At 41.5% G+C, this 22,852-nt stretch carries 21 protein-coding genes and 1 rRNA gene; 16 read left to right on the forward strand and 6 right to left on the reverse strand.

Translation table 11 applies throughout. The features are described 5' to 3' along the window. Positions 1 to 3 precede the first annotated feature (3 nt). Positions 4 to 118 (forward strand): 5S ribosomal RNA (gene rrf / locus H5180_RS21465). 457 nt (positions 119 to 575) lie between these two features. Here rrf and H5180_RS21470 read toward each other — a convergent pair. The 4 genes from H5180_RS21470 to hslR form a co-directional block, all read right to left on the reverse strand. Then, positions 576 to 3,800 (reverse strand): TonB-dependent receptor, encoded by a 3,225-nt coding sequence (locus H5180_RS21470; RefSeq protein WP_182735804.1) that lies wholly within the window; start codon positions 3,798 to 3,800, stop codon positions 576 to 578. A gap of 396 nt (positions 3,801 to 4,196) precedes the next feature. After that, positions 4,197 to 5,735 carry a phosphoenolpyruvate carboxykinase gene (locus tag H5180_RS21475; protein ID WP_149983375.1) on the reverse strand — a complete coding sequence of 513 codons (1,539 nt, stop codon included), beginning with the start codon at positions 5,733 to 5,735 and terminating at the stop codon, positions 4,197 to 4,199. A gap of 265 nt (positions 5,736 to 6,000) precedes the next feature. Then, on the reverse strand, positions 6,001 to 6,846 hold the full coding sequence (gene hslO, locus H5180_RS21480) for an Hsp33 family molecular chaperone HslO (protein WP_182759063.1): 846 nt from the start codon (positions 6,844 to 6,846) through the stop codon (positions 6,001 to 6,003). Between the two features lie 12 nt (positions 6,847 to 6,858). Further along, positions 6,859 to 7,281: a ribosome-associated heat shock protein Hsp15 gene (hslR, locus tag H5180_RS21485; protein ID WP_392352783.1), complete on the reverse strand. Its 423-nt coding sequence runs from the start codon at positions 7,279 to 7,281 to the stop codon at positions 6,859 to 6,861. Between the two features lie 205 nt (positions 7,282 to 7,486). Between hslR and gspC the strand changes: the two genes are divergently transcribed. The 13 genes from gspC to H5180_RS21550 all read left to right on the forward strand — a co-directional run bounded on the left by gspC (position 7,487) and on the right by H5180_RS21550 (position 19,510). Beyond that, on the forward strand, positions 7,487 to 8,434 hold the full coding sequence (gene gspC / locus H5180_RS21490; protein WP_145242760.1) for a type II secretion system protein GspC: 948 nt from the start codon (positions 7,487 to 7,489) through the stop codon (positions 8,432 to 8,434). A gap of 23 nt (positions 8,435 to 8,457) precedes the next feature. Next, a complete protein-coding gene (gene gspD, locus H5180_RS21495; protein ID WP_145242762.1) occupies positions 8,458 to 10,518 on the forward strand; it encodes a type II secretion system secretin GspD in 2,061 nt (686 codons plus the stop codon). Next, positions 10,511 to 12,070, forward strand: coding sequence for a type II secretion system ATPase GspE (gene gspE / locus H5180_RS21500; RefSeq protein ID WP_145242764.1), 1,560 nt, complete (start codon positions 10,511 to 10,513; stop codon positions 12,068 to 12,070). Before gspD ends, gspE begins: the two co-directional genes overlap by 8 nt. 2 nt (positions 12,071 to 12,072) lie before the next feature. Further along, entirely contained in the window at positions 12,073 to 13,308 is a 1,236-nt protein-coding gene (gene gspF, locus H5180_RS21505) for a type II secretion system inner membrane protein GspF (protein WP_145242766.1), read from the forward strand. A 74-nt stretch (positions 13,309 to 13,382) separates the two neighbouring features. Continuing rightward, positions 13,383 to 13,802: a type II secretion system major pseudopilin GspG gene (gspG, locus tag H5180_RS21510; RefSeq protein ID WP_145242768.1), complete on the forward strand. Its 420-nt coding sequence runs from the start codon at positions 13,383 to 13,385 to the stop codon at positions 13,800 to 13,802. A 52-nt stretch (positions 13,803 to 13,854) separates the two neighbouring features. After that, positions 13,855 to 14,454, forward strand: a complete 600-nt coding sequence (locus H5180_RS21515; RefSeq protein ID WP_404936351.1) for a prepilin-type N-terminal cleavage/methylation domain-containing protein — start codon at positions 13,855 to 13,857, stop codon at positions 14,452 to 14,454. Further along, positions 14,454 to 14,831, forward strand: coding sequence for a type II secretion system minor pseudopilin GspI (gspI, locus tag H5180_RS21520; RefSeq protein WP_145242773.1), 378 nt, complete (start codon positions 14,454 to 14,456; stop codon positions 14,829 to 14,831). Before H5180_RS21515 ends, gspI begins: the two co-directional genes overlap by 1 nt. Further along, positions 14,832 to 15,455, forward strand: a complete 624-nt coding sequence (gene gspJ / locus H5180_RS21525; protein ID WP_145242775.1) for a type II secretion system minor pseudopilin GspJ — start codon at positions 14,832 to 14,834, stop codon at positions 15,453 to 15,455. Beyond that, positions 15,445 to 16,434, forward strand: coding sequence for a type II secretion system minor pseudopilin GspK (gspK, locus tag H5180_RS21530; RefSeq protein WP_145242776.1), 990 nt, complete (start codon positions 15,445 to 15,447; stop codon positions 16,432 to 16,434). Before gspJ ends, gspK begins: the two co-directional genes overlap by 11 nt. Next, positions 16,431 to 17,639 carry a type II secretion system protein GspL gene (gene gspL / locus H5180_RS21535; protein ID WP_182759065.1) on the forward strand — a complete coding sequence of 403 codons (1,209 nt, stop codon included), beginning with the start codon at positions 16,431 to 16,433 and terminating at the stop codon, positions 17,637 to 17,639. Before gspK ends, gspL begins: the two co-directional genes overlap by 4 nt. Beyond that, the gene (gene gspM / locus H5180_RS21540) at positions 17,636 to 18,109 is read left to right on the forward strand and encodes a type II secretion system protein GspM (RefSeq protein ID WP_182719493.1); all 474 of its coding nucleotides are present in this window, start codon (positions 17,636 to 17,638) and stop codon (positions 18,107 to 18,109) included. Before gspL ends, gspM begins: the two co-directional genes overlap by 4 nt. Before the next feature lie 3 nt (positions 18,110 to 18,112). Further along, positions 18,113 to 18,871, forward strand: a complete 759-nt coding sequence (locus H5180_RS21545; RefSeq protein ID WP_145242782.1) for a type II secretion system protein N — start codon at positions 18,113 to 18,115, stop codon at positions 18,869 to 18,871. Positions 18,872 to 18,889: 18 nt separating this feature from the next. Next, the gene (locus H5180_RS21550; RefSeq protein ID WP_182759066.1) at positions 18,890 to 19,510 is read left to right on the forward strand and encodes a UPF0149 family protein; all 621 of its coding nucleotides are present in this window, start codon (positions 18,890 to 18,892) and stop codon (positions 19,508 to 19,510) included. Positions 19,511 to 19,512: 2 nt separating this feature from the next. Here the strand turns inward: H5180_RS21550 and H5180_RS21555 are convergent, their stop codons facing one another. Continuing rightward, a complete protein-coding gene (locus tag H5180_RS21555) occupies positions 19,513 to 19,716 on the reverse strand; it encodes a hypothetical protein (RefSeq protein WP_145242786.1) in 204 nt (67 codons plus the stop codon). Beyond that, on the reverse strand, positions 19,716 to 20,075 hold the full coding sequence (locus H5180_RS21560; protein ID WP_145242788.1) for a hypothetical protein: 360 nt from the start codon (positions 20,073 to 20,075) through the stop codon (positions 19,716 to 19,718). Before H5180_RS21560 ends, H5180_RS21555 begins: the two co-directional genes overlap by 1 nt. 291 nt (positions 20,076 to 20,366) lie before the next feature. On the opposite strand from H5180_RS21560, the gene ccoG reads away from it, so the two are divergent. Together ccoG and H5180_RS21570 are read left to right on the forward strand one after the other, a co-directional pair. Next, positions 20,367 to 21,797 carry a cytochrome c oxidase accessory protein CcoG gene (gene ccoG / locus H5180_RS21565; RefSeq protein ID WP_145242790.1) on the forward strand — a complete coding sequence of 477 codons (1,431 nt, stop codon included), beginning with the start codon at positions 20,367 to 20,369 and terminating at the stop codon, positions 21,795 to 21,797. Positions 21,798 to 21,861: 64 nt separating this feature from the next. Beyond that, the gene (locus tag H5180_RS21570) at positions 21,862 to 22,839 is read left to right on the forward strand and encodes a serine/threonine protein kinase (protein WP_145242793.1); all 978 of its coding nucleotides are present in this window, start codon (positions 21,862 to 21,864) and stop codon (positions 22,837 to 22,839) included. The last annotated feature ends 13 nt before the right edge of the window (positions 22,840 to 22,852 follow it).

The following is a 22,852-nucleotide window of genomic DNA, read 5'->3' on the forward strand; positions in this document are numbered from 1 at the left end:
TTGCTTGGTAACAATAGCGTTTTGGACCCACCTGACCCCATGCCGAACTCAGTAGTGAAACGAAACAGCGCCGATGATAGTGTAGCATTTGCTATGTGAAAGTAGGACATTGCCAGGCTCCAAATAAGAGAAACCCGTTACAGCAATGTGACGGGTTTTTTGTTGTCTGGAATAAATTAAAAAGAAGGTTCGAGGTGAAAGGTAATAGGTTAAAGGAAAAGAATAAGATTGCTATGTGACTTTTTACCGCCGTGGGCACTACGACATCCTAAAGCGCAGCACACCATGGCTTCAAATTTAGAAAGCCCGACTAGTAATAGTCGGGCTTTTTACATCAGCAGTAAAGTGAATGAGTGAGTTGGTGAGGAAGACAGCGTTAACCTTTTGAGATGCGTGCACTGCTATTTTTAATCATGAGAAACTAGTCAACTCGCACTCTTTATAAATAAAGGCAAACTAGTGTTTTTTATAAGTAACAGGCAAACCTGTAACCTCTATAAGTGATAGATAAATTAGCGAAAGCTTTGGAATAAAAAACGCGTAGTCTTGCTGCTACGCGTTTTAGTATTTAGCTTCTAGAAAGTTGCTCGAACGCTAAGTGCAAAGCGTCGATCTGTCGTGAAGTTCAACGCCTGAGTTTTAGTGCCCGCTTGATCCATTTGATATTTAGTTTTGGTTTCAGTCTCGAGTAAATTACTCGCTTCAACACCTACTTTCCAATGATCATTAATGGTGTAGTATAAGCTGGCATCCATCATACCTGAAGCCTCAGCATAAGCTGGTACATATTCTTCAGATTCGCGTAGGGTTAATAAATATTCAGAGCGCCACGTATAGGCTAGACGAAAAGAAACCTTTTCGTATTCATACATACCGATAATATTTAAGTTTTGGTCTGAATACCCTTGCAGAGGTAGCCCACTGAACACACGGAAAGTGTTACGGTTATCAGCGATAGGATTACCATTTTCATCGAATCCTAATGTTCCATTTGAGATTTCGTTAGGATCTTCTAAACCACTCTGGTCTATGAAGGTATAGTTTAATTGTAAACCTAAACCACCCCAAGCGCCTGGCAGCATATCGTAGAATTGAGAGTATGAAAATTCAGCACCGCGCAGTGTACCAGAGCCAGTATTGGCAGGACCATATGCAGATAAGTTGTATTCTTCAGTTCCGTATGTCACGTCAAGGTCAAATGTTCTATTGCGAATAATGTTATCTAGTTTTTTATGGAATAGCCCCAAAGTAACGTAGCCTGCTGGCGCGAAATACCATTCGGTTGTTAGATCGGTATTTATTGCTGTTTCAGGTTTAAGGTAAGGATTACCCGATAATGCGGTCAGTTCTATATCATCGATTCCTACAACAGGGTTACTCGTTTCATCATAGTCTGCGCCAGGTGTTTGGAGACGACGATTATAGTCTAGATTGATAATACTGATGTTCCGTGCATCAACTAGGCTTGGGTAAAATAAGGCTTTTGAGATGCCAAATCTTACCACTACGTCTTCGCTAATACCCATGCTTAGGTTTAGGCTTGGTAATATTGTGCTGTAATCAGTACCATCCACTGTGCTCAGTGTTGATTCACCCCCAGCAAGATCATAATAGCGCTTGTATTCTGGCTGCTGCATTACTGTATTTAAGGATGTTCCAGGTTCACCGCGCTTACTTACCGGCGGTTGCACTAATGCGCCAGTGGAGGCTAATTTGTAGTTTACATAGCGTAAACCTACATTACCGACTATTGGAATATCTTGCGCGACAAAATCAAAGTCGCCACGTACATAAAACTCGGTGCGTTTTTCGTTTGTTGCACTGATATTATGAGCAGCATAAGGGCCTTCAACACGGTTTGGCTTATCTGTATAAGGGACGTAAGTACCCGTACAAATACCGTTGTTTGCTGCGCTGTTTGTTGCATTATGCCAACCGTCTTTACAGCCCTGGCGGAGCGAATCAGCATAATTTTTGACTAATTCCATGCGTGGAAAAAGGAAGTTATTTACATTACCTTGCAGTACTTGACCGTTGTAATAATCAGAGAAATCAACACGCTCAAATAATTCAGGTCGATTAACTGCAGAAGCTGCATTACGGTCATCTTGTACCCATGGTGTACCGATTGCAGACCAACCTTCATAAGCGGTGTCGCGAACAGTCAAGTCTTTGTCTGAGTGATAAATACCAGATTTAATGTTAGTAAATGTACCATCGAGTTCGTAATTAACATCTAATTTAAAACTATTGGCTTTGGCTGTATTATGCTCTATTTGTTCCATGCCACTACCAAGAAATAGATTTGGTACAGGACCATTCCAATCTTCATTAGGAGACCAACCTGCGGTTAAAATATTGTCACTGAGAAATTCAACAGAAGGTCTAGAGCCGCGCATATCTAGGAAGTAAGGCGAAACTACATGGACATGATTACCTCGTGTTTGACCTGACATACTGTAATTTTGTAGTGATTTTTCAGAGTCTATGTGTTGGTAATCGAAATCAACCGTCAGGCGATCAATTGGTTTTAGTGTTAGTTTGAATGAAGTATCTTTAACGGTATTTTCGTTATAGTTCCAGCGACTTCGATAGAAAAAAGGAGTTTCAGGACTTACACCTAAAGCAATACCTGATGTGACGAATCCATTCTCAGTGGTTAATGGGTAACCATTTTCAGCATCATCCATCCAATTCTGAGATGAGCCCATAAACCCTTTAAAGCCTTGAGCTGCTTGTCCAATTTGGCGTTCGTTCCACTCCAATGAGGCTCTTGAATTAATATGTTCCAAGGTGGCCACTATAGTTTCGTCGTTGTTAGCCCATTGCAATGATGATGTAAAGCCAGTGCGTTTACGATCATTAGTAGCTGTACTCATATGAATAGCAACCGGAACATGCCAAACACTCGCTGCAGGTTGACCGGGTAAAGCAGGGCCATCAACCGGCGAGCTTGGATCAACACCTATGATGCCACCCCATTGATCAGTAGTGGGAATAAATGAATCGCCACGGGAGTGGAAATTACCTAAACCAATACCATCACCTCGTGTTTTATATTCAGATTGTGATCCGGCAATAAGAAAGCCAAATTTACCTGCATCAGTTTCCCAGTTATCAGAGAACAGAGCGGAGAAAGAAGGAGTTGTCTCATCTCGAAAGTCACTGTAATTAGCTTTTGCGTTAAAAGAGATAATACGGTCTGTGGAATCAAATGGTTTGCGAGTAATTAGGTTGACTGTACCAGCAATACCTCCTGATATAAGATCCGCGGTTTGGTTCTTAACTACTTCTACAGCTCCTAGTAGCTCCGCGGGGAAGTCCTCATAGCTTAGGCCACCCGATGGATTTGCGCTAAATGCATCACGGCCATTTACTTCAGAGCGGACCCGGTCCAAGCCTCGAATAAGAACACCAGTCCCCTCATCTGCATAATGCTTCGGATCACTAGAAGATGCAAAGCGTTCAATTGTGACCCCAGGAACACGTTGGAGAGCCTCAGTCACTGATTTGTCAGGCAGTGCACCAATATCTGATGCCGTGATAACATCCTTTACGGTATCAGCATAGCGCTTTAAGTTTTGTGCGCTATAGATACTGCCACGGATGCCCGTGACCTCTATAACCTCAATTGATTCATCTTTATTAATAGGTTTGACATCGCTGTCATTCTGTTGCGAAGTTTGAGCTGTAAGTAACAGTGGACAAAGACCTAGTAATGCATATGAAATCGCAAGGCTAAGCCGAGTTTTCGTTCGTCCAGTGTTGTATTTATTGCTATCGATGACTAATTTTGACATGGTTTAATCTCTTTTACTTATTTTTATAACCAGTTGTAACCTTGCATTTTAACGAGGGCAAAGTTACTCCTTTCGATCGGCATTGCTACTTAATATGCCAAGTTTTAGTTACTACTTTAAATTAATGCAATACTTTTTTAACATATTAAAAGAAATAAAGTAACATTTATTTTGTTTTTTAAGGTTACTTTTTAACAGGAGCTAAGGATTAGTCGTTCTTTTAAATGTAAGGGGGTAGTTATTCCATAATAATTGTTATATGAAAATAGCGACAGGAGATAGGGTTATTACCCCGAACTCAGGTTTAGTAGTAAGAGTGATGGATTTAATTTTCTGGTTAAAATCAAAAACGCCAACTCGAGGTTGGCGTTTTAATTATGAGGCTAAAGTAGCTTATTAAGCTTTAGGTCCTGCATTTTTAATTTCGTCAGATACGTCGTATTTAGCAAAGTTTTCAGTGAAGTCTGCTGCAAGTTTGGCCGCATATTCAGCGTATTTAGCTTTATCTTCCCAAGTATTGATTGGGTTAAGTAGCTCGCTGTTAACGCCTGGTACTGCAACTGGTACGTCTAGGTTTAAAACATCAATATGTTGAGTTTCAACGCCAGCCAGTTTACCTGATACGATTGCATCAACAACAGCGCGGGTAGTTGGAATATCAAAACGCTTACCTGTGCCGTAAGGACCGCCAGTCCAACCAGTGTTAACTAGGTATACCTTGGCGCCAAATTCACGTACACGCTTCATTAGAAGCTCCGCGTATACACCCGCTGGACGTGGGAAGAATGGTGCACCAAAACAGGTTGAGAATGTTGATTCGATATCGCTGGTAGAGCCAATTTCAGTAGAGCCAACTTTTGCTGTGTAACCGCTTAGGAAATGAAACGCTGCCGCTTCTTCGCTAAGGATTGATACTGGAGGTAATACGCCGCTTACATCACAGGTTAAGAATACCACTGCTTTTGGCTCGCCTGCGCGGTTCTCTACTTTGCGTTTTTCAACGTGTTCAAGCGGGTAAGCTGCGCGGCTATTTTGCGTTAGGCTGGTATCATGAAAATCAGGAACGCCTTTGTCATCAAGGACAACGTTCTCTAGGATAGTTCCAAAGCGGATTGCATCCCAGATAACAGGCTCATTCTTTTGTGAAAGGTCGATACACTTAGCATAACAACCACCTTCGATGTTGAATACACTGCCAGGTGCCCAGCCGTGTTCGTCATCACCGATTAAAAAGCGAGTTGGATCGGCGGATAAAGTTGTTTTACCGGTACCAGATAGACCAAAGAATAATGCTGTATCGCCAGCTTCACCTACGTTAGCTGAGCAGTGCATTGGTAGCACGCCTTTTGCTGGTAGTAGGAAGTTTTGCACTGAGAACATTGATTTTTTCATTTCACCGGCATAACGCATACCTGCAAGCAATACTTTACGTTGTGCAAAGTTGATAATTACTGTGCCATCACTGTTAGTGCCATCACGTTCTGGGTCACAAACAAATGAAGGTACATTCATTACCTGCCATTGGGGTAAATCAGATGCATTATAAGATTTAGGTTCGATAAACATATTTTTGGCAAAGATATGATGCCATGCAGTTTCTGTTGTAACAACAACAGGTAAATAATGCTCAGGATCAGCGCCTACTTCAAGGTGAGAGATGAAGTGGTCGTTGCTCTGCACATGTGCTTCTACACGTGCCCATAAAGCGTCAAATTTATCTGCATCGAAAGGGCGATTTACATTACCCCATTGGATTTCATTTTCAGTACTTGATTCTTGAACAATAAAGCGATCTTGTGGTGAACGACCAGTACGACGACCAGTGTTAGCAACAAAAGCTCCATTGGCGGCTAAAGTCCCTTCGCCACGACGGATCGCGTGTTCGACAAGTTCAGCTGCAGTTAGATCGACAAAACGAGTAGCGCTTGAAGTCATGTTTATACCTAAATTGTGTGAGATTGAACGGGATAGCTCTGGGGTTCTTGTTTCCCTTTAAGCTGTAATTATAGTAACAGATGGATTAGGGATATTCGAGCTTATCAAAGGCCTAAAAACACATATATTTAGTAAAAAACATGAATAATTTCAATGATACCGGTGTCATAAAAGTAATACAATTCATGACACCGGTATCAATTTTTGGCATAAAAAAACCGCAATAAATGCGGTTTGAATTTTGTTGGTTTTTTGAACGATTAGATTAGTTGAAAATACTTTTCACATCTTGTTCATTAAAAACGTAATCTTTTAAGCAATAATGGCAGCTAATTTTTACCTCACCATTTTCAATAACGTCATCTAATAAAGCTTGTTGACCTATATTAATGAGCGCAGTGATGGTTTTCTCTCTACTACAACCACATTTAAACTGGATTGCTTGCGGCTCGTAAACACGCGGATTGTCTTCATGATAAAGTCGAGTAAGCACAGTGGCAGCATCAAGCTCTAACAACTCTTCAGCTTTAATCGTATTGCTGAGTGCTTCAAGGTGAGTAAAGTCAGTAATCGACTTTTCTTTATTTACAGGTAACACCTGTAGTAGTAAACCAGCAGCTTTAGCATGACCTTGTGTTGTATCAGTTGCAAACCATAGACGTGTTTGTAGTTGCTCTGATTGTGCAAAGTAGGCTTCAAGACATGCTGCTAACGTGTCATGCTCAAGCGGAACTATACCTTGATAACGCTCACCTTTAGTTGGTGTGATTGTCAGTACCATCACACCGTTACCGATTAGTTCCTGGATGGTTGAGCCTGTTACTTCACCTTGCAGGCGGGCAATACCACGCATATTTTGTTGATGATCACCGTTGATAACCGCATATTTTACCGGGCCATCACCTTGCAGTTGTACTGCTATATCACCTTCAAACTTTAATGTAGCTGTAAGTAGGCAGGTTGCGACCAGTAACTCACCCAATAAAGCTTGCACTTGCACGGGGTAATTATGATCGGCAATCATTTCATTATAAGCTTGCTCTATTTGTACGAGTTCGCCGCGGACGTCTAGTTGATCAAATGTATAACGATGAAGTAGATCTTGTTGCATGAGTGGCTTTACCTAACTTGATTTCATTTTTAAAAGTTCGCGTCTTTGCTTTTTATCTGGTTTACGGTCCGGATGAGGAGCAAAAAAGCTATTATTCTTGCGCGCGATGCTATTGGCTTCGCGTTTTTCGATACTTGCATCAGACTCCTGATACAAAGTTTGAGCAATGGGGGCACTTAAACGTTTATCAAGCAATTTAAGTACAGTGATAACTTTTTCGTCAACTCCTTGAGCAAGTTTGATCACGGCATCTAGTTCGACTACCTTACTAGGCTTAGTGCGCTGGCCATTATAATGTACTTTGCCACCTTGCACCATGTCCCGTGCGATGGCGCGGGTTTTATAAAAGCGTGCAGCCCACAACCACTTGTCTAAACGGATACTAATAGTTTCATCTTTTGATGTGGTATTACGGGTGTTACTTTTTGACACGATTATACTCGATTAAAAGCGTGACTCTGTAAGGCAAAACTTAGCATGAAACTTACTGACAAAGAAATAGTCGAAGCTTTTTACATTCAGCGTAAGTGTTAATTTACCTTGTTTACAAAGTTTAATATTAGTGCGCTTGTTGAATGAAAAATGAAAAGGTACTATAGGCCAGCGATGAAGCAGCAAATTAAAATAAGAAACGTCATTTATGGAACAGCGATTACAACAGCTAAAACATCTAGTAAGTAAATTACCCCACGCTAAATTGGGTTGGGCAATAACGCTTTTAGCCGTTGTTTATATTGCCTTTTTGGCTGCAAAACTATTTTGGTTAATATGGCCTACCCCGGTTAATTCTAGCCTTTCTCCAAGCTATATTAATAGCGTTACAGGTAAGCCTGAACGGGTTAATACGCAATTAATTTTAGCACAAAACTTGTTTGGTAAAGCCGACGCAGTGCCTAAAAAACAAGCAAGCCAACAAGCTCAAGTCATTAACAATGCGCCAGAAACTCGATTAAGCATTAATTTAACTGGTATTGTTGCAGTCAGTGGCAATGATCAAACAGGCTTGGCAATTATTGAGTCTCAAGGTCAACAATCAACCTATTTGGTGGATGACGTTGTGCAAGGCACTCGCGCTAAACTTGCGCAAGTATTACCTGATCGAGTAATTTTAGATGTTAGTGGCCGTTTTGAAACGTTAATGCTTGATGGCGTAGATTTTACCAAAACAGTGTCAATGCCAGTACTTGCCGAACGTGATAGTGATGAACCTGAACTCGATGACGGTCCGCAAATGGAAAGTGACCGTCAGATTGATGTAACAGCAAATCAAGAAGTAAAAGAAGCACTTATAGATACCCGGGAAGAACTGTTAAAAGACCCCGGTAAACTATTTGACTATATTCGAGTATCTCAGGCTATGAAGGATGGTGAGCTTATTGGCTATCGTTTAAGCCCAGGTAAAGACCCTGCATTATTTACGCAGATGGGGTTACAAAATAACGATTTGGCTGTATCGATTAACGGCTATCAATTAACAGATTTAAAACAGGCCATGTCAGCCATTAATGAGCTGCGTAATAGTACCGATGCGAACATTACAATTGACCGTGATGGCGAGCAGATTGATGTGCAATTTAGCCTGCAATAACTTAGCTTTGGAGTTTTAATATAATGGTTCACGCGCTACACCTCAAAAAAATCAGAAAAGGGTTAGCTAAGTACGCAACACTTTTTTTTGTGGCTAGCTTATCTCTATCGGTGTCTGCCGTTGAGTATGCTGCAAACTTTAAAGGGACCGATATCAACGAGTTTATTAATATCGTTGGTAAAAATCTAAATAAGACCGTCATTATCGACCCGAACGTACGTGGTAAAGTAAACGTACGCAGCTATGAATTGATGGATGAAGCACTTTATTATCAATTCTTCTTAAATGTACTAGAAGTTTACGGTTATTCAGCTGTTGAAATGGATAACGGTATATTAAAAATTGAAAAAAGCTCTGATGCTAAAAAATCAAACGTACCGTTAGTTACTGAAGACGACCAAGCGCGCGGTGATATGATGATCACTCGTGTCGTACGTGTAAAAAATGTTAGCGTACAAGAACTAGGTCCATTAGTGCGTCAGTTTAGCGACCAAAAAGATGGCGGTCATGTTGCCAACTTCAACGCTGCAAACGTCATGATGTTGACCGGTCATGCTGCCTCAGTAAACCGACTTGTTGAAATTATTCGCTCAGTTGACCAAGCCGGTGATAAGCGGGTTGATATTGTAAAGCTAAACTTTGCCACCGCTGATGATGTGGTATCTGTGGTTGATAATATTTACAAAGATAGCGGTAAAGGCAGTATCCCAGAATTTTTGATCCCTAAAGTCGTGGCTGATGGCCGTACTAATAGCGTTATTGTCAGTGGCGAAGGCCAAGCAAGAACGCGTGCTATTGAATTAATTAAACGCCTTGACGGTGAGTTACAAAGCCAAGGCAACACTAAAGTAATTTACCTTAATTACGCCAGCGCTGAAGATTTAGTGAAAGTGTTGCAAGGGGTTAGCAAAACGCTTGGTGAAGAAGGTCAAGGTGGGGCAACTAAAACCCGTAGCCGCAACCAAAACGAAACCAGTATTGAAGCTCACCCAGATTCAAACTCATTGGTCATTACTGCTCAACCTGACACCATGCGTTCATTGGAGTCAGTGATTGAACGGCTTGATATTCGTCGTGCTCAAGTACTCGTTGAAGCAATCATTGTTGAAGTAATGGAAGCTGATGGTATTAACTTTGGTCTGCAATGGATTTCAGAGCAAGGCGGTATGATGCAGTTTAATAACGGCACAACCGTTCCTGTTGGTTCTTTAGCTGTAGCTGCTGAACAAGCCCGTGATAAGACAGTGACTAAAACTCTCACTGGTGATAATACTGAGCTTAAGGAATACGATGAAACGCAAAAAGGTGATCTTGGCCCGTTAGGTGCGTTGTTAGGGGGCATCAATGGATTGGCTATGGGGATTGTTAAAAACGATTGGGGCGCGATCATTCAAGCAGTCTCTACTGATACTAACTCAAATATTCTTGCTACGCCTTCGGTTACCACCATGGATAACGAAGAGGCATCGATGATTGTCGGTCAAGAAGTGCCGATCATTACTGGCTCGCAAACGGGTTCTAATAATTCTAATCCATTTCAAACAGTAGAGCGTCAAGAGGTAGGTGTAAAACTTAAAGTAACGCCACAAATAAATGATGGTTCAGCTGTACAGTTAACCATTGAGCAAGAAGTATCTGGCGTGAGTGGTACTACTTCGGTGGATATATCTATTAATAAACGTGCCATTAAAACCACGGTTATGGCTGATGATGGCGGCATGGTTGTGCTTGGTGGTCTAATTGATGAAGACGTGCAAGAAAGTGTCTCAAAGGTACCAATATTAGGTGATATTCCTATCCTTGGTCACTTATTCCGCTCAACCAGCACCAGCAAGCGTAAACGTAATTTAATCGTGTTTATTCGCCCAACCATTATTCGTGATGGTATTAAAATGAATAAATTAAGCCACAGCAAATATAACTTTATCCGTGGTGAGCAGTATAAACAAAAAGAAGATGGTATTGATTTAATGCCTCTAACCGATGCACCAATCCTACCTGAGTGGAATGATGCATTAGTATTACCGCCAACTTATGAAGAATACTTAAGACAGCAAAATACAGATGAGCGCAATAATGACTGATGCAATCACTGAGATCACCGCAGAGCCCTCACAGCCGCTAAATAATAGCGAGCTGATGACCAGTAACGATTTAGTTGAACTGCCTAATAAGCGGCTACCATTTTCATATGCACGACGTGCAGGCATGTTATTAAGTAAAAATAATGATGACCGGGTGGTTTTCTATCGTGGTGAGCTTAATATTGATGCATTGTTAGAAGTGCGCCGCATTGCTGGGCATGGCTTTACGCTTGAACATTTAGCTGATGACAAGTTTGAGTTGTTATTAGAGGCATCGTATCAACGCGATAGTTCTGAAACCCAGCAAATGATGGAAGACATAGGTAACGAAGTTGATTTATTTTCACTGGCTGAAGATATGCCGCAAACGGAAGATTTGCTTGCCGGAGATGATGATGCACCAATCATTAAATTGATCAATGCGATGCTCAGTGAAGCGATTAAAGAAGGCGCGTCAGATATTCACATCGAAACCTTTGAGCAAGAGCTGGTGATCCGCTTTCGGGTTGATGGCGTGCTTAAAGAAGTGTTAAAGCCGAATCGTAAACTCGCTTCATTGTTAGTTTCGCGTATTAAAGTAATGGCGAAACTCGATATTGCAGAAAAGCGTATCCCGCAGGATGGTCGTATTAGTTTGCGTATCGCAGGACGTGCCGTTGATGTTCGGGTATCAACCATGCCATCAAGTTTTGGTGAGCGGGTTGTACTGCGTTTACTTGATAAAAATAACGCGCGTTTAAATCTTGAAGATTTAGGTATGACGCTGCGCAATCGTGAATTGTTCTCTGATTTGATCAGTAAACCGCACGGAATTATTTTGGTGACCGGTCCAACTGGTTCTGGTAAAAGTACCACGCTTTATGCGGGCATGAGCCAAATTAACTCTCGCGATCGTAATATTTTAACGGTTGAAGATCCAATCGAGTATGAAATCCCAGGTATTGGTCAAACTCAGGTAAATACTAAAGTTGATATGACCTTTGCCCGTGGCTTACGGGCAATCTTACGTCAAGATCCTGATGTAGTAATGGTTGGTGAAATACGTGACCTTGAAACCGCACAAATTGGCGTGCAAGCCTCACTTACAGGTCACTTAGTGATGTCGACATTGCATACCAATACCGCAGCAGGTGCTATCTCTCGTATGGAAGATATGGGGGTTGAACCCTTCTTGCTATCATCTTCTTTGTTAGGGGTGTTATCGCAGCGTCTAGTGCGAACTTTATGTAAGAGCTGTAAAGAAGGTCATGTTGCAGATGAGCGCGAGTGTGAATTGCTCGGCGTACCATTTGTAAATCCGCCTACTATTTACCGAGCCGTTGGCTGTGAAGAGTGTAACTTTAATGGTTACCGTGGTCGTACCGGTATTCATGAATTACTGGTAGTTGATGAAACTGTTCGCGAACTTGTTCACAGTGGTAAAGGTGAGCAAAGTGTTGAAAAGTACATTCGCAAACATACCCCAAGTATTCGCCAAGATGGCTGTAGTCGCGTATTAGCCGGTAAAACCACCCTTGAAGAAGTATTACGTGTAACGCGTGAGGAAGGTTAACAATGGCAGCATTTGAATATCGCGCGCTCGATGCTCGCGGCAAAGAGAAAAAAGGTATTCAAGAAGCGGATACCGCGAAACAAATTCGCCAATCTTTACGTGAACAAGGTCTTACGCCGCTCGAAGTTGTGCCCGCCGCAGAGGGTGATAAACAAGTTAAAGGTGAAAAAAGCTCGCCATTTGGCAGCTTTTTTAAAGCGAAAATATCTACCTCAGATCTCGCTTTGATCACTCGCCAACTCGCTACACTCATTCAATCGGCGTTACCGGTTGAAGGGGCGGTAATGGCGGTGGCTGAGCAGTGTGAAAAGCCGCGTATGAAGCGTATGTTAATGTCGGTGCGTTCAAAAGTTGTTGAAGGTTATACCTTGGCTGATGGCATGTCTGAGTTTCCACATGTATTTGATAATTTATACCGCGCTATGGTAGCTGCAGGTGAAAAATCAGGTCACTTAGATGCTGTATTGAACCGTTTAGCCGATTACACGGAACAACGTCAACACATGCGTAGTCAAATCACACAAGCGATGGTGTATCCGGTGATATTAGTAATATTTGCCATTGGTATCGTTTCAATATTACTAGGTACTGTAGTGCCTAAAATATTGAAGACATTTGAAAAGTCAAAGCAGGTTTTACCTTGGACGACTGAATGGGTAATGGCTGCTAGTAACTATGTGCAAAATTATTGGTTCATTACTTTGGTGTTATTTACCGCGACAGTGATTGGTGTTAAACATGCGCTAAAACAGCCTAAGATCCGCTTTTGGTATGATTCGAAAATTTTGATGATGCCGGGCATTGGCAAAGTTGCTCGTAGTATTAATACCGCCAGATTTGCTCGTACACTGAGTATCTTGTCATCAAGTTCAGTGCCGTTACTCGAGGGAATGCGTATTTCTGGTGGCGTATTGATCAACGAGAAAATTAAAAAAGCAGTGGCGGATGCCGCAACCCGCGTTAGTGAAGGGGCAAGTTTAAGAGCGTCCTTACAACAAACAAAATTATTCCCACCGATGATGCTGCATATGATCGCCAGTGGGGAGAAATCAGGTGAGCTCGAGCAAATGCTAGAGCGTGCTGCAAACAATCAAGACCGTGAATTTGAAACCATGGTAAATGTCTCGCTAAAACTCTTAGAGCCTGCGATGATAGCGTCCATGGCGGTTATTGTATTGTTTATCGTAATGGCCATATTACAACCTATTATGGCAATGAATAAAGCGATTGGACTTTAACTATTTTAGGGATTTCGTAATGCATTTTTACCGTGTTACGATAGTTAATTATTAAGAACAACAGAGGTATGTACGTGAATAAACAAGCAGGTTTCTCATTACTCGAAGTTATGGTGGTACTGGTTATCATTGGCATGATCATGTCAATCGTGGCACCCAATATTATGGGCCAGCAAGAAGAAGCGGCACTTGATAAAGCGCATCTTGATATTCAGCAGCTTGAAGATGCTATGAGTCTTTATAAATTAAAGAACAAAGCGTACTTAACCACTGAGCAAGGCCTTGAAGGGTTAGTGACTAAAACTAGCGTAGAGCCAGTACCAAAGCGTTTTCCTGAAGGTGGCTTTATTTCTAAATTACCAGAAGATCCATGGGGAAATCCGTACCAGTTAATCAGCCCAGGTGAAGTTGGTAAATTTGATTTGTTTTCAATGGGACCCGATGGCGAAGTGGGTACTGATGACGACATTGGTAACTGGGATGAAGAAAAATAATAATGCATCTTAGTATAAAGGCGTTTTTACACCCAGCACCGAGCTTAGCATGATGTTAAGTCGGGCTAAGTTGCGCCTTGCAAAGCTAAAGTCACCGATGCGTGGCTTTAGTTTAATTGAAATTTTGGTTGTGCTGGTGGTGATCGCCTTCGCCACTAAAATGGTGGTATATAGTCTTGATGGCGGTGTTGAAGATGAATTGGATAAACAAGCACTGAGACTGCATACCACCATTAATATGGCTTCTGAATTTGCAATCTTAAATCAGGTTGAATTAGGTTTTCAGCTTGATAAAGATACCTTAGAGTTTTTAGTGTTTGATGGTGAAAAATGGATCACCTTCGACCGAGAAAAGCTGTTTGCGCCGATTACTGTTGATGAACGTCTTAAGTTGACACTTAATCTAGAAGATCTCGCATGGGCTCAAGATAATCTACTCGAGCAATCCAATTGGCGCGAGTTAATGAGTGGCGGTGATGATGATAGCTTACTCGAATTGCAAAAAATGAAAATCCCGCAAGTGCTAATTTTATCTTCTGGTGAGGTGAGCGCATTTCAACTTATCTATGAATTAAAAGATGAAAAAGAACCTGTGTATTTCATCGAAGGGGAATTTTCCGCACCGGTTAACTTACGCAGAGAGCCAGAATAATGTATCGCAGGTCTAAAGGTTTTACTTTACTTGAGGTTATGGTGGCGCTGAGTATTTGCGCCATGGCTGGGATTGCCGCCATGCAAGCTACAGCCGAGCATATTAATCATTTATCAAGCCTTGAAGAGCAAACCTATGCCTCTTGGGTGGCTGAGAATGTAATGATTGAACAGCGTACCTTAGGCGATAAGTGGCAAGGCAAAAATGGCGCAAAAGGCACTGAAACAATGGCTGGTATAGAATGGTATTGGCGTCAAGATACCGAAGCGACAGCAGATAAAAGTTTTGTAAAAGTGACTATTAATGTATTTAGCGATGAAAAGTTAGAGCACTCGGTTTATGAGCTCATCAGCTATTTAAATAAAGGTAGCAAATAAGTGAAGCAGCGCGGTTTTACACTATTAGAAGTGATGGTAGCGCTGGGGATTTTAGCATTCGTCGTGTTAGCTACTCACCAAATTCTTGATTCGACCACGAAAGCGAAAGATGCATCAGACGAAAAAATTGCAGAATTGAATGGTTTGCAAACGACCTTTAGGTTAATGGATCAAGATTTCAGCCAAATGACTAAACGTGCCGTGCGCAATGAAGCCGGTGATGTGCAAGAACAATATCTACTTGCTGGGCGTTACACCATTAATAGCCAGTATGATGGTATTGCCTTTGTGCGAGATGGCTGGGTTAACCCAATTAATTTATTACCGCGCTCAGAGCTACAAGTGGTGGGTTATCGTGTTATTGATGACAACCTTGAGCGTATATATAGGGTCTATGTTGATCAACTCGATAATCTTGAGCCGCGAGTGCAAGTTATTCTTAAAGATATCGAAGATCTTAAATTTGAATTTTTAGATGAAAAAAATGAATGGCAAGAGCAGTGGCAGGGCAAGTCATTGCCAAAAGCTGTGGCGGTCACATTGCAACAAATTGATGAAGAACCAATAAGACGCGTTTTTTTAGTACCGGGTAATGGAAAGATGGGAGGTTTAAATGAACCATAAATCCCAACATGGCGCCGCGCTTATAATTGTCTTATTTATTGTTGCCTTGGCATCAATTTTAGCCGTAGAGATGAGTGCTAACTTGCTTGTTCAAGTTCAAAAAAGTACCAACATACAAGGCCATCAGCAAGCCAAGTGGTATGCCTATGCAGCAGAAGAGCTGGCTATTAAAGCGTTATTACAAAGCAAAAAAGATGACCCTGAAAAAACCACTTTAAAACAAATTTGGGCGCAACAAGGCGATATTCCTTATCCGGTCGATAATGGTACCTTGCAAGGCAAGATCACGGACTTACAGGCTTGTTTAAATCTCAATGCATTACGTGTTAAAGCGCCACAAGCGGGTAGTACTGATAAAACCAATCCTGCGCACACCGCGTTATTAGCGCTATTAGAAAATATTGAGGACTTGCCAGCAGAAGAGTCGGAAGAAGCCATGGCTGACAGTGTTTACGACTGGCTCGATGAAGATAGTATTACTTATCGTTCTGGTGCTGAAGAAGATGAGTATTTATCGCGTAAATCACCATATATGACAGCGAATAGTTTTTTTGCATCAAGCTCAGAGCTGCGTTTGGTTAAAGGGTTTAATCCATTAGTGATGGAAAAAATCTTGCCATACGTATGCGTGATCCCAGGTAGCGAATTGTTAGCAATTAATGTCAATACAATCGCTCCTGAACAGGCATTATTATTGAGTGCATTGATTGATGGTTTGAGTGAGTCAGGTGCGCAAAGTGTGCTATCAGTCCGGCCAGAAGAAGGCTTTAATAATATTGAAGAATTTTTTGAACAAGTGAATCAACAAGGGGCTCAAAATGTTAAGTCTGTTGAAAAACTGTTCACCATAAATAGCGAATATTTTAAACTACAAGCGCAGGCTAAATTTGTCGATCTGCGTTTTTCGATGACCACATTACTGCATGCCAAAGATGGCGAAGTAACTATACTGGCGCGAAAATTTGGAGGCGTACAGTGACAGAAATACTGTTGATCCGCACGGGTCAAACTCAACAAGAAAGTATTAATTGGCTGATTTACTCACCATTAGAACAAGAAATAATTGCCAGTGGCGGATTGCCGAACGCTGAGCAACTGAGTGAGTTAGTTGAAAAAGCACAGAATCGTGAAGTTGTGGTATTACTGCCATGTGATCAGGTGCAACTAAAAACCGTAATCCTGCCGACCAAATGGAATCGTAAGCTTGAGCAAGCGCTCCCATATATGCTCGAAGAAGAGATTGCATGTGACGTAGATGACTTATTTATCGCGATTGCTGAGCCTACTATGGTCGGTGACAAGCACGCCATTAAAATTGCCATGACTGACCGAGAATGGTTTGAAACTTGGTTAGCTGTATTTGCTGAACATGAAATTGCAGTGTTAAAACTGTTACCCGATGCATTATTGCTTCCTACTGCGGAACATGAGGGATTAAGCGTTATTGAGCTTAATAACCAATGGCTATGTAAGCAAGGCTCATGGCGGATAAGTGCTGTAGAGCAAAGCTGGTTGGCTGAGTATTTAACTGCTTTAGGTCACCCTGATGTTGCACATTACAGCCCTGCCTCGCAATTTCCAGAAACGGTTAATCTTACGGCGCATACCGATGCTTATGATTTGCCGCTGGCGTTATTTGCTAAACAATTACCTGAGATAAAATTCAATCTTCGCCAAGGCCAATATCAATTGAAAAAGAAAAGCGCATTATGGTGGGCGTATTGGCAAGGTGCCGCCATTGCAGCGAGTGTCGCGTTAGTTGGCTCTGTGGCAGTAAAAAGTCTTGAATTGTATCAGTTAAATAGTGAGCTTGAAGTCGCTAAAACACAAGTGGTTGAGCGCTATCAAACGGCCTTTCCAGGGAAAACAGTTCGTCCGCATTTGATTAAAAACCAAATTCAGGGTGAATTGGCTAAATTAGAGGGTGGCAGCAGTGCCGGATTCCTAGATTTAACGAATGAGCTGGTGGGGGTATTTAGCCAAGTGCAAGAGTTTACTCCTGAGACATTGCGTTATGATCAACGTCGCAATGAACTTAGAGTTCGTGCTCGCGGAAAAGATTTTCAAACCTTTGGCAAAGTTAAAGCAATTCTTGAACAACGCGGATTAACTGTAGACCAAGGCTCATTAAATAATGATGGCGACTTTGTAGTCGGTGAAATAAAACTACGAGGTGCTGCATGAAACAACAACTTTTAAAACATTGGCGTGGCTTAAAAGAGCAAGAGCAACAGTTAGTGATGGTCGCTGGGGTTATTTTTGTTATTTTTATATTAGTTATGGGTATTTTTAGACCACTAAACAACGCGATAACTGAAGCTGAAAAAAACCAAGTTAAACAGCAAGAATTATTAGCGTGGGTTGATAACAGTATTGTTAAACTCAAAGCGGGTAGTGCGCGTGCTGTTACAAGTGACCAAAACTTGAGTCAAATAGTTAATGCTAGCCGCGCTCGCTACGATATAACCATAAGCAAAATGCAGCCTAGCGATAATTCATTAAGATTAACCATCGACTCGGTACAGTTTAATAAGCTCATAGAATGGCTTGATGAACTGGTAAACACTAAAGGCGTATTGATTGAAAATTTAGATCTCAGTCGCGATGATAAACCAGGCTACGTGCGCGTTAGCCGACTGGTATTAGAGAAGTAAAGAATGAAAAAAATAGCGATTCTTATAGTAATATTTTTCTTCGGTTTTATCTTTTTTGCACTATTAAAAACGCCAGCTGCAGTTGCGCTTAATTTAGCAAATCCTTATCTACCTAAAGATCTGCAAATAGGTAAAGCATCGGGTAGCATTTGGCAGGGTAGAATCATGCAGCTGCGCTATCAAGATGAACAGATTAATAATTTAAACTGGGATATTTCTGGTTGGGCATTATTCACCGGACAGCTTACAGGCAGTGTAAAGTTTGGTGATCCGCGACAGACCAGTGAACTGTCAGGACGCGGTGACTTTAGTTATGGTTTACTTGATCAAGTAGTTGCATTAAATGATGCTACATTGCGTTTGAGTGTTGAACGTGCGATGCAGCGTTTGCAGTTGCCATTACCTATTAATGCTAAAGGCAGAGTAATTGTTGAGTTAGATGAATATCTCTCAGGAGCGCCTTATTGTGATGCATTAAAAGGTGAAATCGCCAGTCCAAACATCGATGTGCAAGGATTGTCTGGCTGGTTTAGCGTTGGTCCATTAAGTGGCAAGTTAAGCTGTAAGTCGGGCGATATAGCCGTGTTAGTTGATCCTGAAAACCGCTTAGGCTTAGCGGCTGATGCAACCTTAAAAGCAAACATGGACTTTAAAGTGGCTGGATATATCAAGCCAGAAGCATCACTACCAAAAGAAGTACACGATGCCGCCAAATTTTTAGGCCGTGCAGATAGTGATGGCCGTTATCCATTAAATTTTTAAACAAGGCTGAATTGTTTTATGCAAATTCCTGAATTTACACAGCAACATGGCCAGCAGTTAAGTACGTATTTAGCGAGCCGCAATGGCGCCATGACATTTGTGCAGAGCCAAGGTTACTTATTTGCGGTTATTTGCTCTCCTGAGCCATTAGACGTACACGAGTGGCTTGAGCAGATAGTGCCAGATGCACACGGCCAGCTAGAAGAACAAACATTATTTGCATTTATGGCTTTGTATCATCAGATCAGTGAGCAAGTTTATGAAACAGGTTTTAAGCTCCCTGTAAGTTTACAGGTGAGTGATCAAGACGACAGCTACCTAGATTTGCATGAATGCCAGCAATGGTGTCAGGGTTTTGTTCAGGGAGCACCGGTGTATATTGATAAGCTAATGCAAGCTGATGCACTGACAACAGACTTAACTGATGCATTGCAAACCGCTTACGCCAGTTTAGGCTTTTTTGCTTTAGAGCCCCAGCTTATCACAACAATTGCCCAGCAAAATCAGCTTAGTGAAATACAACTATGCCAGCAACAGTATGAACTAATGGGAGATTTTGCATTAGGATTTGCTGAGTTAATAGAAATTATCGCGGTGCAAAGTGGTTTGTACGCAGATGAAGAAGATGGTTGGAGTTAGCATTATGCTAAATCCAACACAATTTCAGTACAGCCCTTAGGGCATTTAGCAACCCCTTGGCCGGGTTGCTGAGTCTTTAAATCTAACGTTAATATGCCTTGGCATACTTCACATTTAACCGTTTGCCCTTTCGCCAGCTTCTTCAGTAGGTTTTTATGTTGGTTAAACGATGCGCTGCTTTTTTTTGTTAAAGCTGAAAAATCCACTATTTACCTCTGCGCTCAGCCAATGATGTTGAGACGATGTCACACACTGTATTTAAACGATCTTCATAAAAATATAAGTTGAGATCTTTACTGCGGCAGTAACGAGTATGGAATAGCTGCAGCTGTTCATCAGTTTGCATGGTTTCTTCTAAATACTCTAACTCGCTTTCTGAAAGTGTTAGTTCTGACTTGATGCGGTTTTTTGCCATGCTCGCAGCGGGTCCACGGTTAATGTTGCTAGCACTACTTAATAGCCCTACACCTTCTCCTAATAACTTTTCTCGAGGTTCTTTTATCATTGGATGATCAATTGTGAATAACGCAAGTATCACTACAACTAGTACAAGGAATTTTTTCATATGTGAGTAAACTTTGATCTGAACGGGTACGAATTAGGCACCAGTGTAATAAAATGCCCCTTTGTAAAGCAAGCAAGTTAGGTGAATAAATTATTATCAATGAATATCAGCTTTTTTGAGGAGAGTTGGTATAATGACAGAGAACAATTAGATTTTTCAGAAATCTCTGAACTTTTACAGCACAGTAGTTCAGTTTGCACTATTTTTAAATGTAAGCTTAGTTGTTAGCTATCTAAATAGCGTTATATGATTGTTTGACTTTCATTCTCCAAGCGGCGTTGAGGAACTTCGATGGACAAGCAAATAAAAGTAAAAAATATTCCTAGTGAGGTCAAGATCGAAAAGCCCGATCTCTATGCTCAACAGGATAGATTTAATCCCCGCAATCGCATTTATGTACGTGCGGTTAAAGGGTTACATCAACTATTAAGACAGCGCATTGGTTTTCTTGGTATGTTGGCGTTCATGGCGCTGCCATGGATAAACTTTAATGACCAACAAGCTGTGTTATTTGACCTCATTGGTCAAAAATATAACATTTTTGGGCTAACTCTATGGCCACAAGATTTTACTATTCTTGCTTTTATTCTGATGCTTGCTGCATTCGCGTTATTCTTAGTGACCACCTTTTACGGTCGGGTATGGTGTGGCTATACGTGCCCGCAAACAGTCTGGACGTTTATTTTTATTTGGTTTGAAGAAAAGTTCGAAGGGACAGCGAATCAACGCAAGAAGCTTGATCAGCGACCAATGGACTTTGATAAATTTTGGCGTAAGACAGCCAAGCATACAGGTTGGATAGCTTTTTCTTTATACACCGCACTTACCTTTGTTGGTTATTTCACACCTATTCGTCAGCTGTTACCGGATTTTGTTACTTTTGATGTAGGTGGTTATGCGCTGGTTAGCATTATCGTATTTACTGTATGTACTTATGGTAATGCTGGATGGATGCGCGAAATTATGTGCTTGCATATCTGCCCGTATTCGCGCTTTCAATCTGCAATGTTTGATAAAGATACCTTCACAGTAAGCTACGATGAAAAACGTGGTGAAAATCGTGGGCCACGTAGTCGTAAACAAGATCGAGAAGAGCTTAGCTTAGGTGACTGTATTGACTGTAATTTGTGCGTACAAGTATGCCCAACAGGGATCGATATTCGCAATGGTCTGCAAGCTGAATGCATTAACTGTGGCGCCTGTATCGATGCCTGCGACGGAGTAATGGATAAGATGAATTATCCGCGCGGGCTTATCTCATATACCACTGAGCGTAACCTAGAAACGCCAGAGAATAAAACCAATCCTCTGCGCGCTAAGATTATTGGTTATATTGTTATATTAGTGGTGCTCAGCGCAGCGCTGGTAACGAATATTGTGATGCGTAAGCCAATGGACTTAGATATTATTCGCGATCGAAATCAACTCTATCGAGTCGATTTTAATGGGCTTGTCGAAAATACCTACACACTTAAAGTGATCAACAAAGCACAATACGAGCAAACCTTTAATATTAAGGTGGTAGGACTGGAGAACTTTAAGTACATAGGTAAGCAAACTTTTACCGTGCAAGCGGGCGAATCGCATAACGTGCCATTATCATTGGTGATGGATCCGTATGATTTGAAAGCGCCTATGACCGAGTTTAATTTTGTATTATCGCCAGTGGACAATCCAAGTTCACAAATTTCGCAGCCGAGTAACTTCTTTAAAGCGCGATAGTTAAGTACACTGATAACAAATAAAAAGCGGGATTTTCCCGCTTTTTTTATAATTGATGAGAATTATGAGTAAATTTAGTTTTGTTGACCTCACCCCGGATTCGATTTTAGATGCGGTCGAAAGTATTGGTATTTACGCAGAGTCTGGCTTATTAGCACTGAATAGTTACGAAAACCGTGTCTATCAATTCAAAGCTGAAGATGGCCTACGTTATGTGGTGAAATTTTATCGCCCCGAGCGCTGGAGTAAGGCACAAATACTCGAAGAGCATAGCTTTGCATTTGAATTGGCTGATGCTGAAGTGCCTGTAGTTGCGCCGATACAGCGTAATGGCGAAAGCTTATTTGAGCATAATGGTTATCTATTTACTTTGTTCCCAAGTGTCGGGGGGCGCATCTTTGAAGTTGATAATCTTGATCAGTTAGATGTGTTAGGACGCTTGATTGGTCGAATGCATCAAGCAGCTAAAGCCAATGTTTTTAGCGAACGTCCGGTCATAGGGTGTGACGAGTATCTAGATACAGCTAAAATTCAGTTACAAAACAGTAATCTGGTGCCTAGCAGTTTAACTACCGCGTTTTATACTATTTTGGATATGGTGATCGCTAAAACGAAATCGCTTTACCAGCAGGTGGATACTATACGTTTACATGGTGATTGCCATGCCGGTAATATTCTGTGGGCCGGTGATGCGTTGATGTTTGTTGATTTGGACGATAGTCGTCAAGGGCCTGCGATTCAAGATTTATGGATGATGCTCAGTGGCGATCGAAACAATCAACTGTTACAGTTAGATACCTTAGTGACTGCCTATGAAGAATTTTGTGATTTTGATCACACTCAACTCAAATTAATTGAACCATTACGGGCAATGCGTATGATTCATTATATGGGGTGGCTAGCTAAACGTTGGGAAGATCCGGCATTTCCGCGGAACTTTTCATGGTTTGCTGATGACAAATACTGGGAGCAACAAATTTTAGCGCTGAAAGAGCAGTATTCTGCACTTCAAGAGCCGCCGCTGAAGTTGCTGCCTAACTAATTATTAAAAATAT

This window comes from Pseudoalteromonas sp. SR41-4 (assembly GCF_014163985.1).
GTDB classification, from domain to species: domain Bacteria; phylum Pseudomonadota; class Gammaproteobacteria; order Enterobacterales; family Alteromonadaceae; genus Pseudoalteromonas; species Pseudoalteromonas rhizosphaerae.

Bases quoted from the DNA above. Each gene is read 5' to 3' on its own strand.
- ccoG (WP_145242790.1), top strand. From the start codon at position 20,367: ATGGACAAGCAAATAAAAGTAAAAAATATTCCTAGTGAGGTCAAGATC.
- H5180_RS21470 (WP_182735804.1), bottom strand. From the start codon at position 3,800: ATGTCAAAATTAGTCATCGATAGCAATAAATACAACACTGGACGAACG.
- gspK (WP_145242776.1), top strand. From the start codon at position 15,445: ATGAACCATAAATCCCAACATGGCGCCGCGCTTATAATTGTCTTATTT.
- hslO (WP_182759063.1), bottom strand. From the start codon at position 6,846: ATGCAACAAGATCTACTTCATCGTTATACATTTGATCAACTAGACGTC.
- gspE (WP_145242764.1), top strand. From the start codon at position 10,511: ATGACTGATGCAATCACTGAGATCACCGCAGAGCCCTCACAGCCGCTA.
- H5180_RS21560 (WP_145242788.1), bottom strand. From the start codon at position 20,075: ATGAAAAAATTCCTTGTACTAGTTGTAGTGATACTTGCGTTATTCACA.
- gspF (WP_145242766.1), top strand. From the start codon at position 12,073: ATGGCAGCATTTGAATATCGCGCGCTCGATGCTCGCGGCAAAGAGAAA.
- gspM (WP_182719493.1), top strand. From the start codon at position 17,636: ATGAAACAACAACTTTTAAAACATTGGCGTGGCTTAAAAGAGCAAGAG.
- H5180_RS21545 (WP_145242782.1), top strand. From the start codon at position 18,113: ATGAAAAAAATAGCGATTCTTATAGTAATATTTTTCTTCGGTTTTATC.
- gspD (WP_145242762.1), top strand. From the start codon at position 8,458: ATGGTTCACGCGCTACACCTCAAAAAAATCAGAAAAGGGTTAGCTAAG.
- H5180_RS21515 (WP_404936351.1), top strand. From the start codon at position 13,855: ATGTTAAGTCGGGCTAAGTTGCGCCTTGCAAAGCTAAAGTCACCGATG.
- H5180_RS21550 (WP_182759066.1), top strand. From the start codon at position 18,890: ATGCAAATTCCTGAATTTACACAGCAACATGGCCAGCAGTTAAGTACG.
- H5180_RS21570 (WP_145242793.1), top strand. From the start codon at position 21,862: ATGAGTAAATTTAGTTTTGTTGACCTCACCCCGGATTCGATTTTAGAT.
- gspI (WP_145242773.1), top strand. From the start codon at position 14,454: ATGTATCGCAGGTCTAAAGGTTTTACTTTACTTGAGGTTATGGTGGCG.
- H5180_RS21475 (WP_149983375.1), bottom strand. From the start codon at position 5,735: ATGACTTCAAGCGCTACTCGTTTTGTCGATCTAACTGCAGCTGAACTT.
- gspC (WP_145242760.1), top strand. From the start codon at position 7,487: ATGGAACAGCGATTACAACAGCTAAAACATCTAGTAAGTAAATTACCC.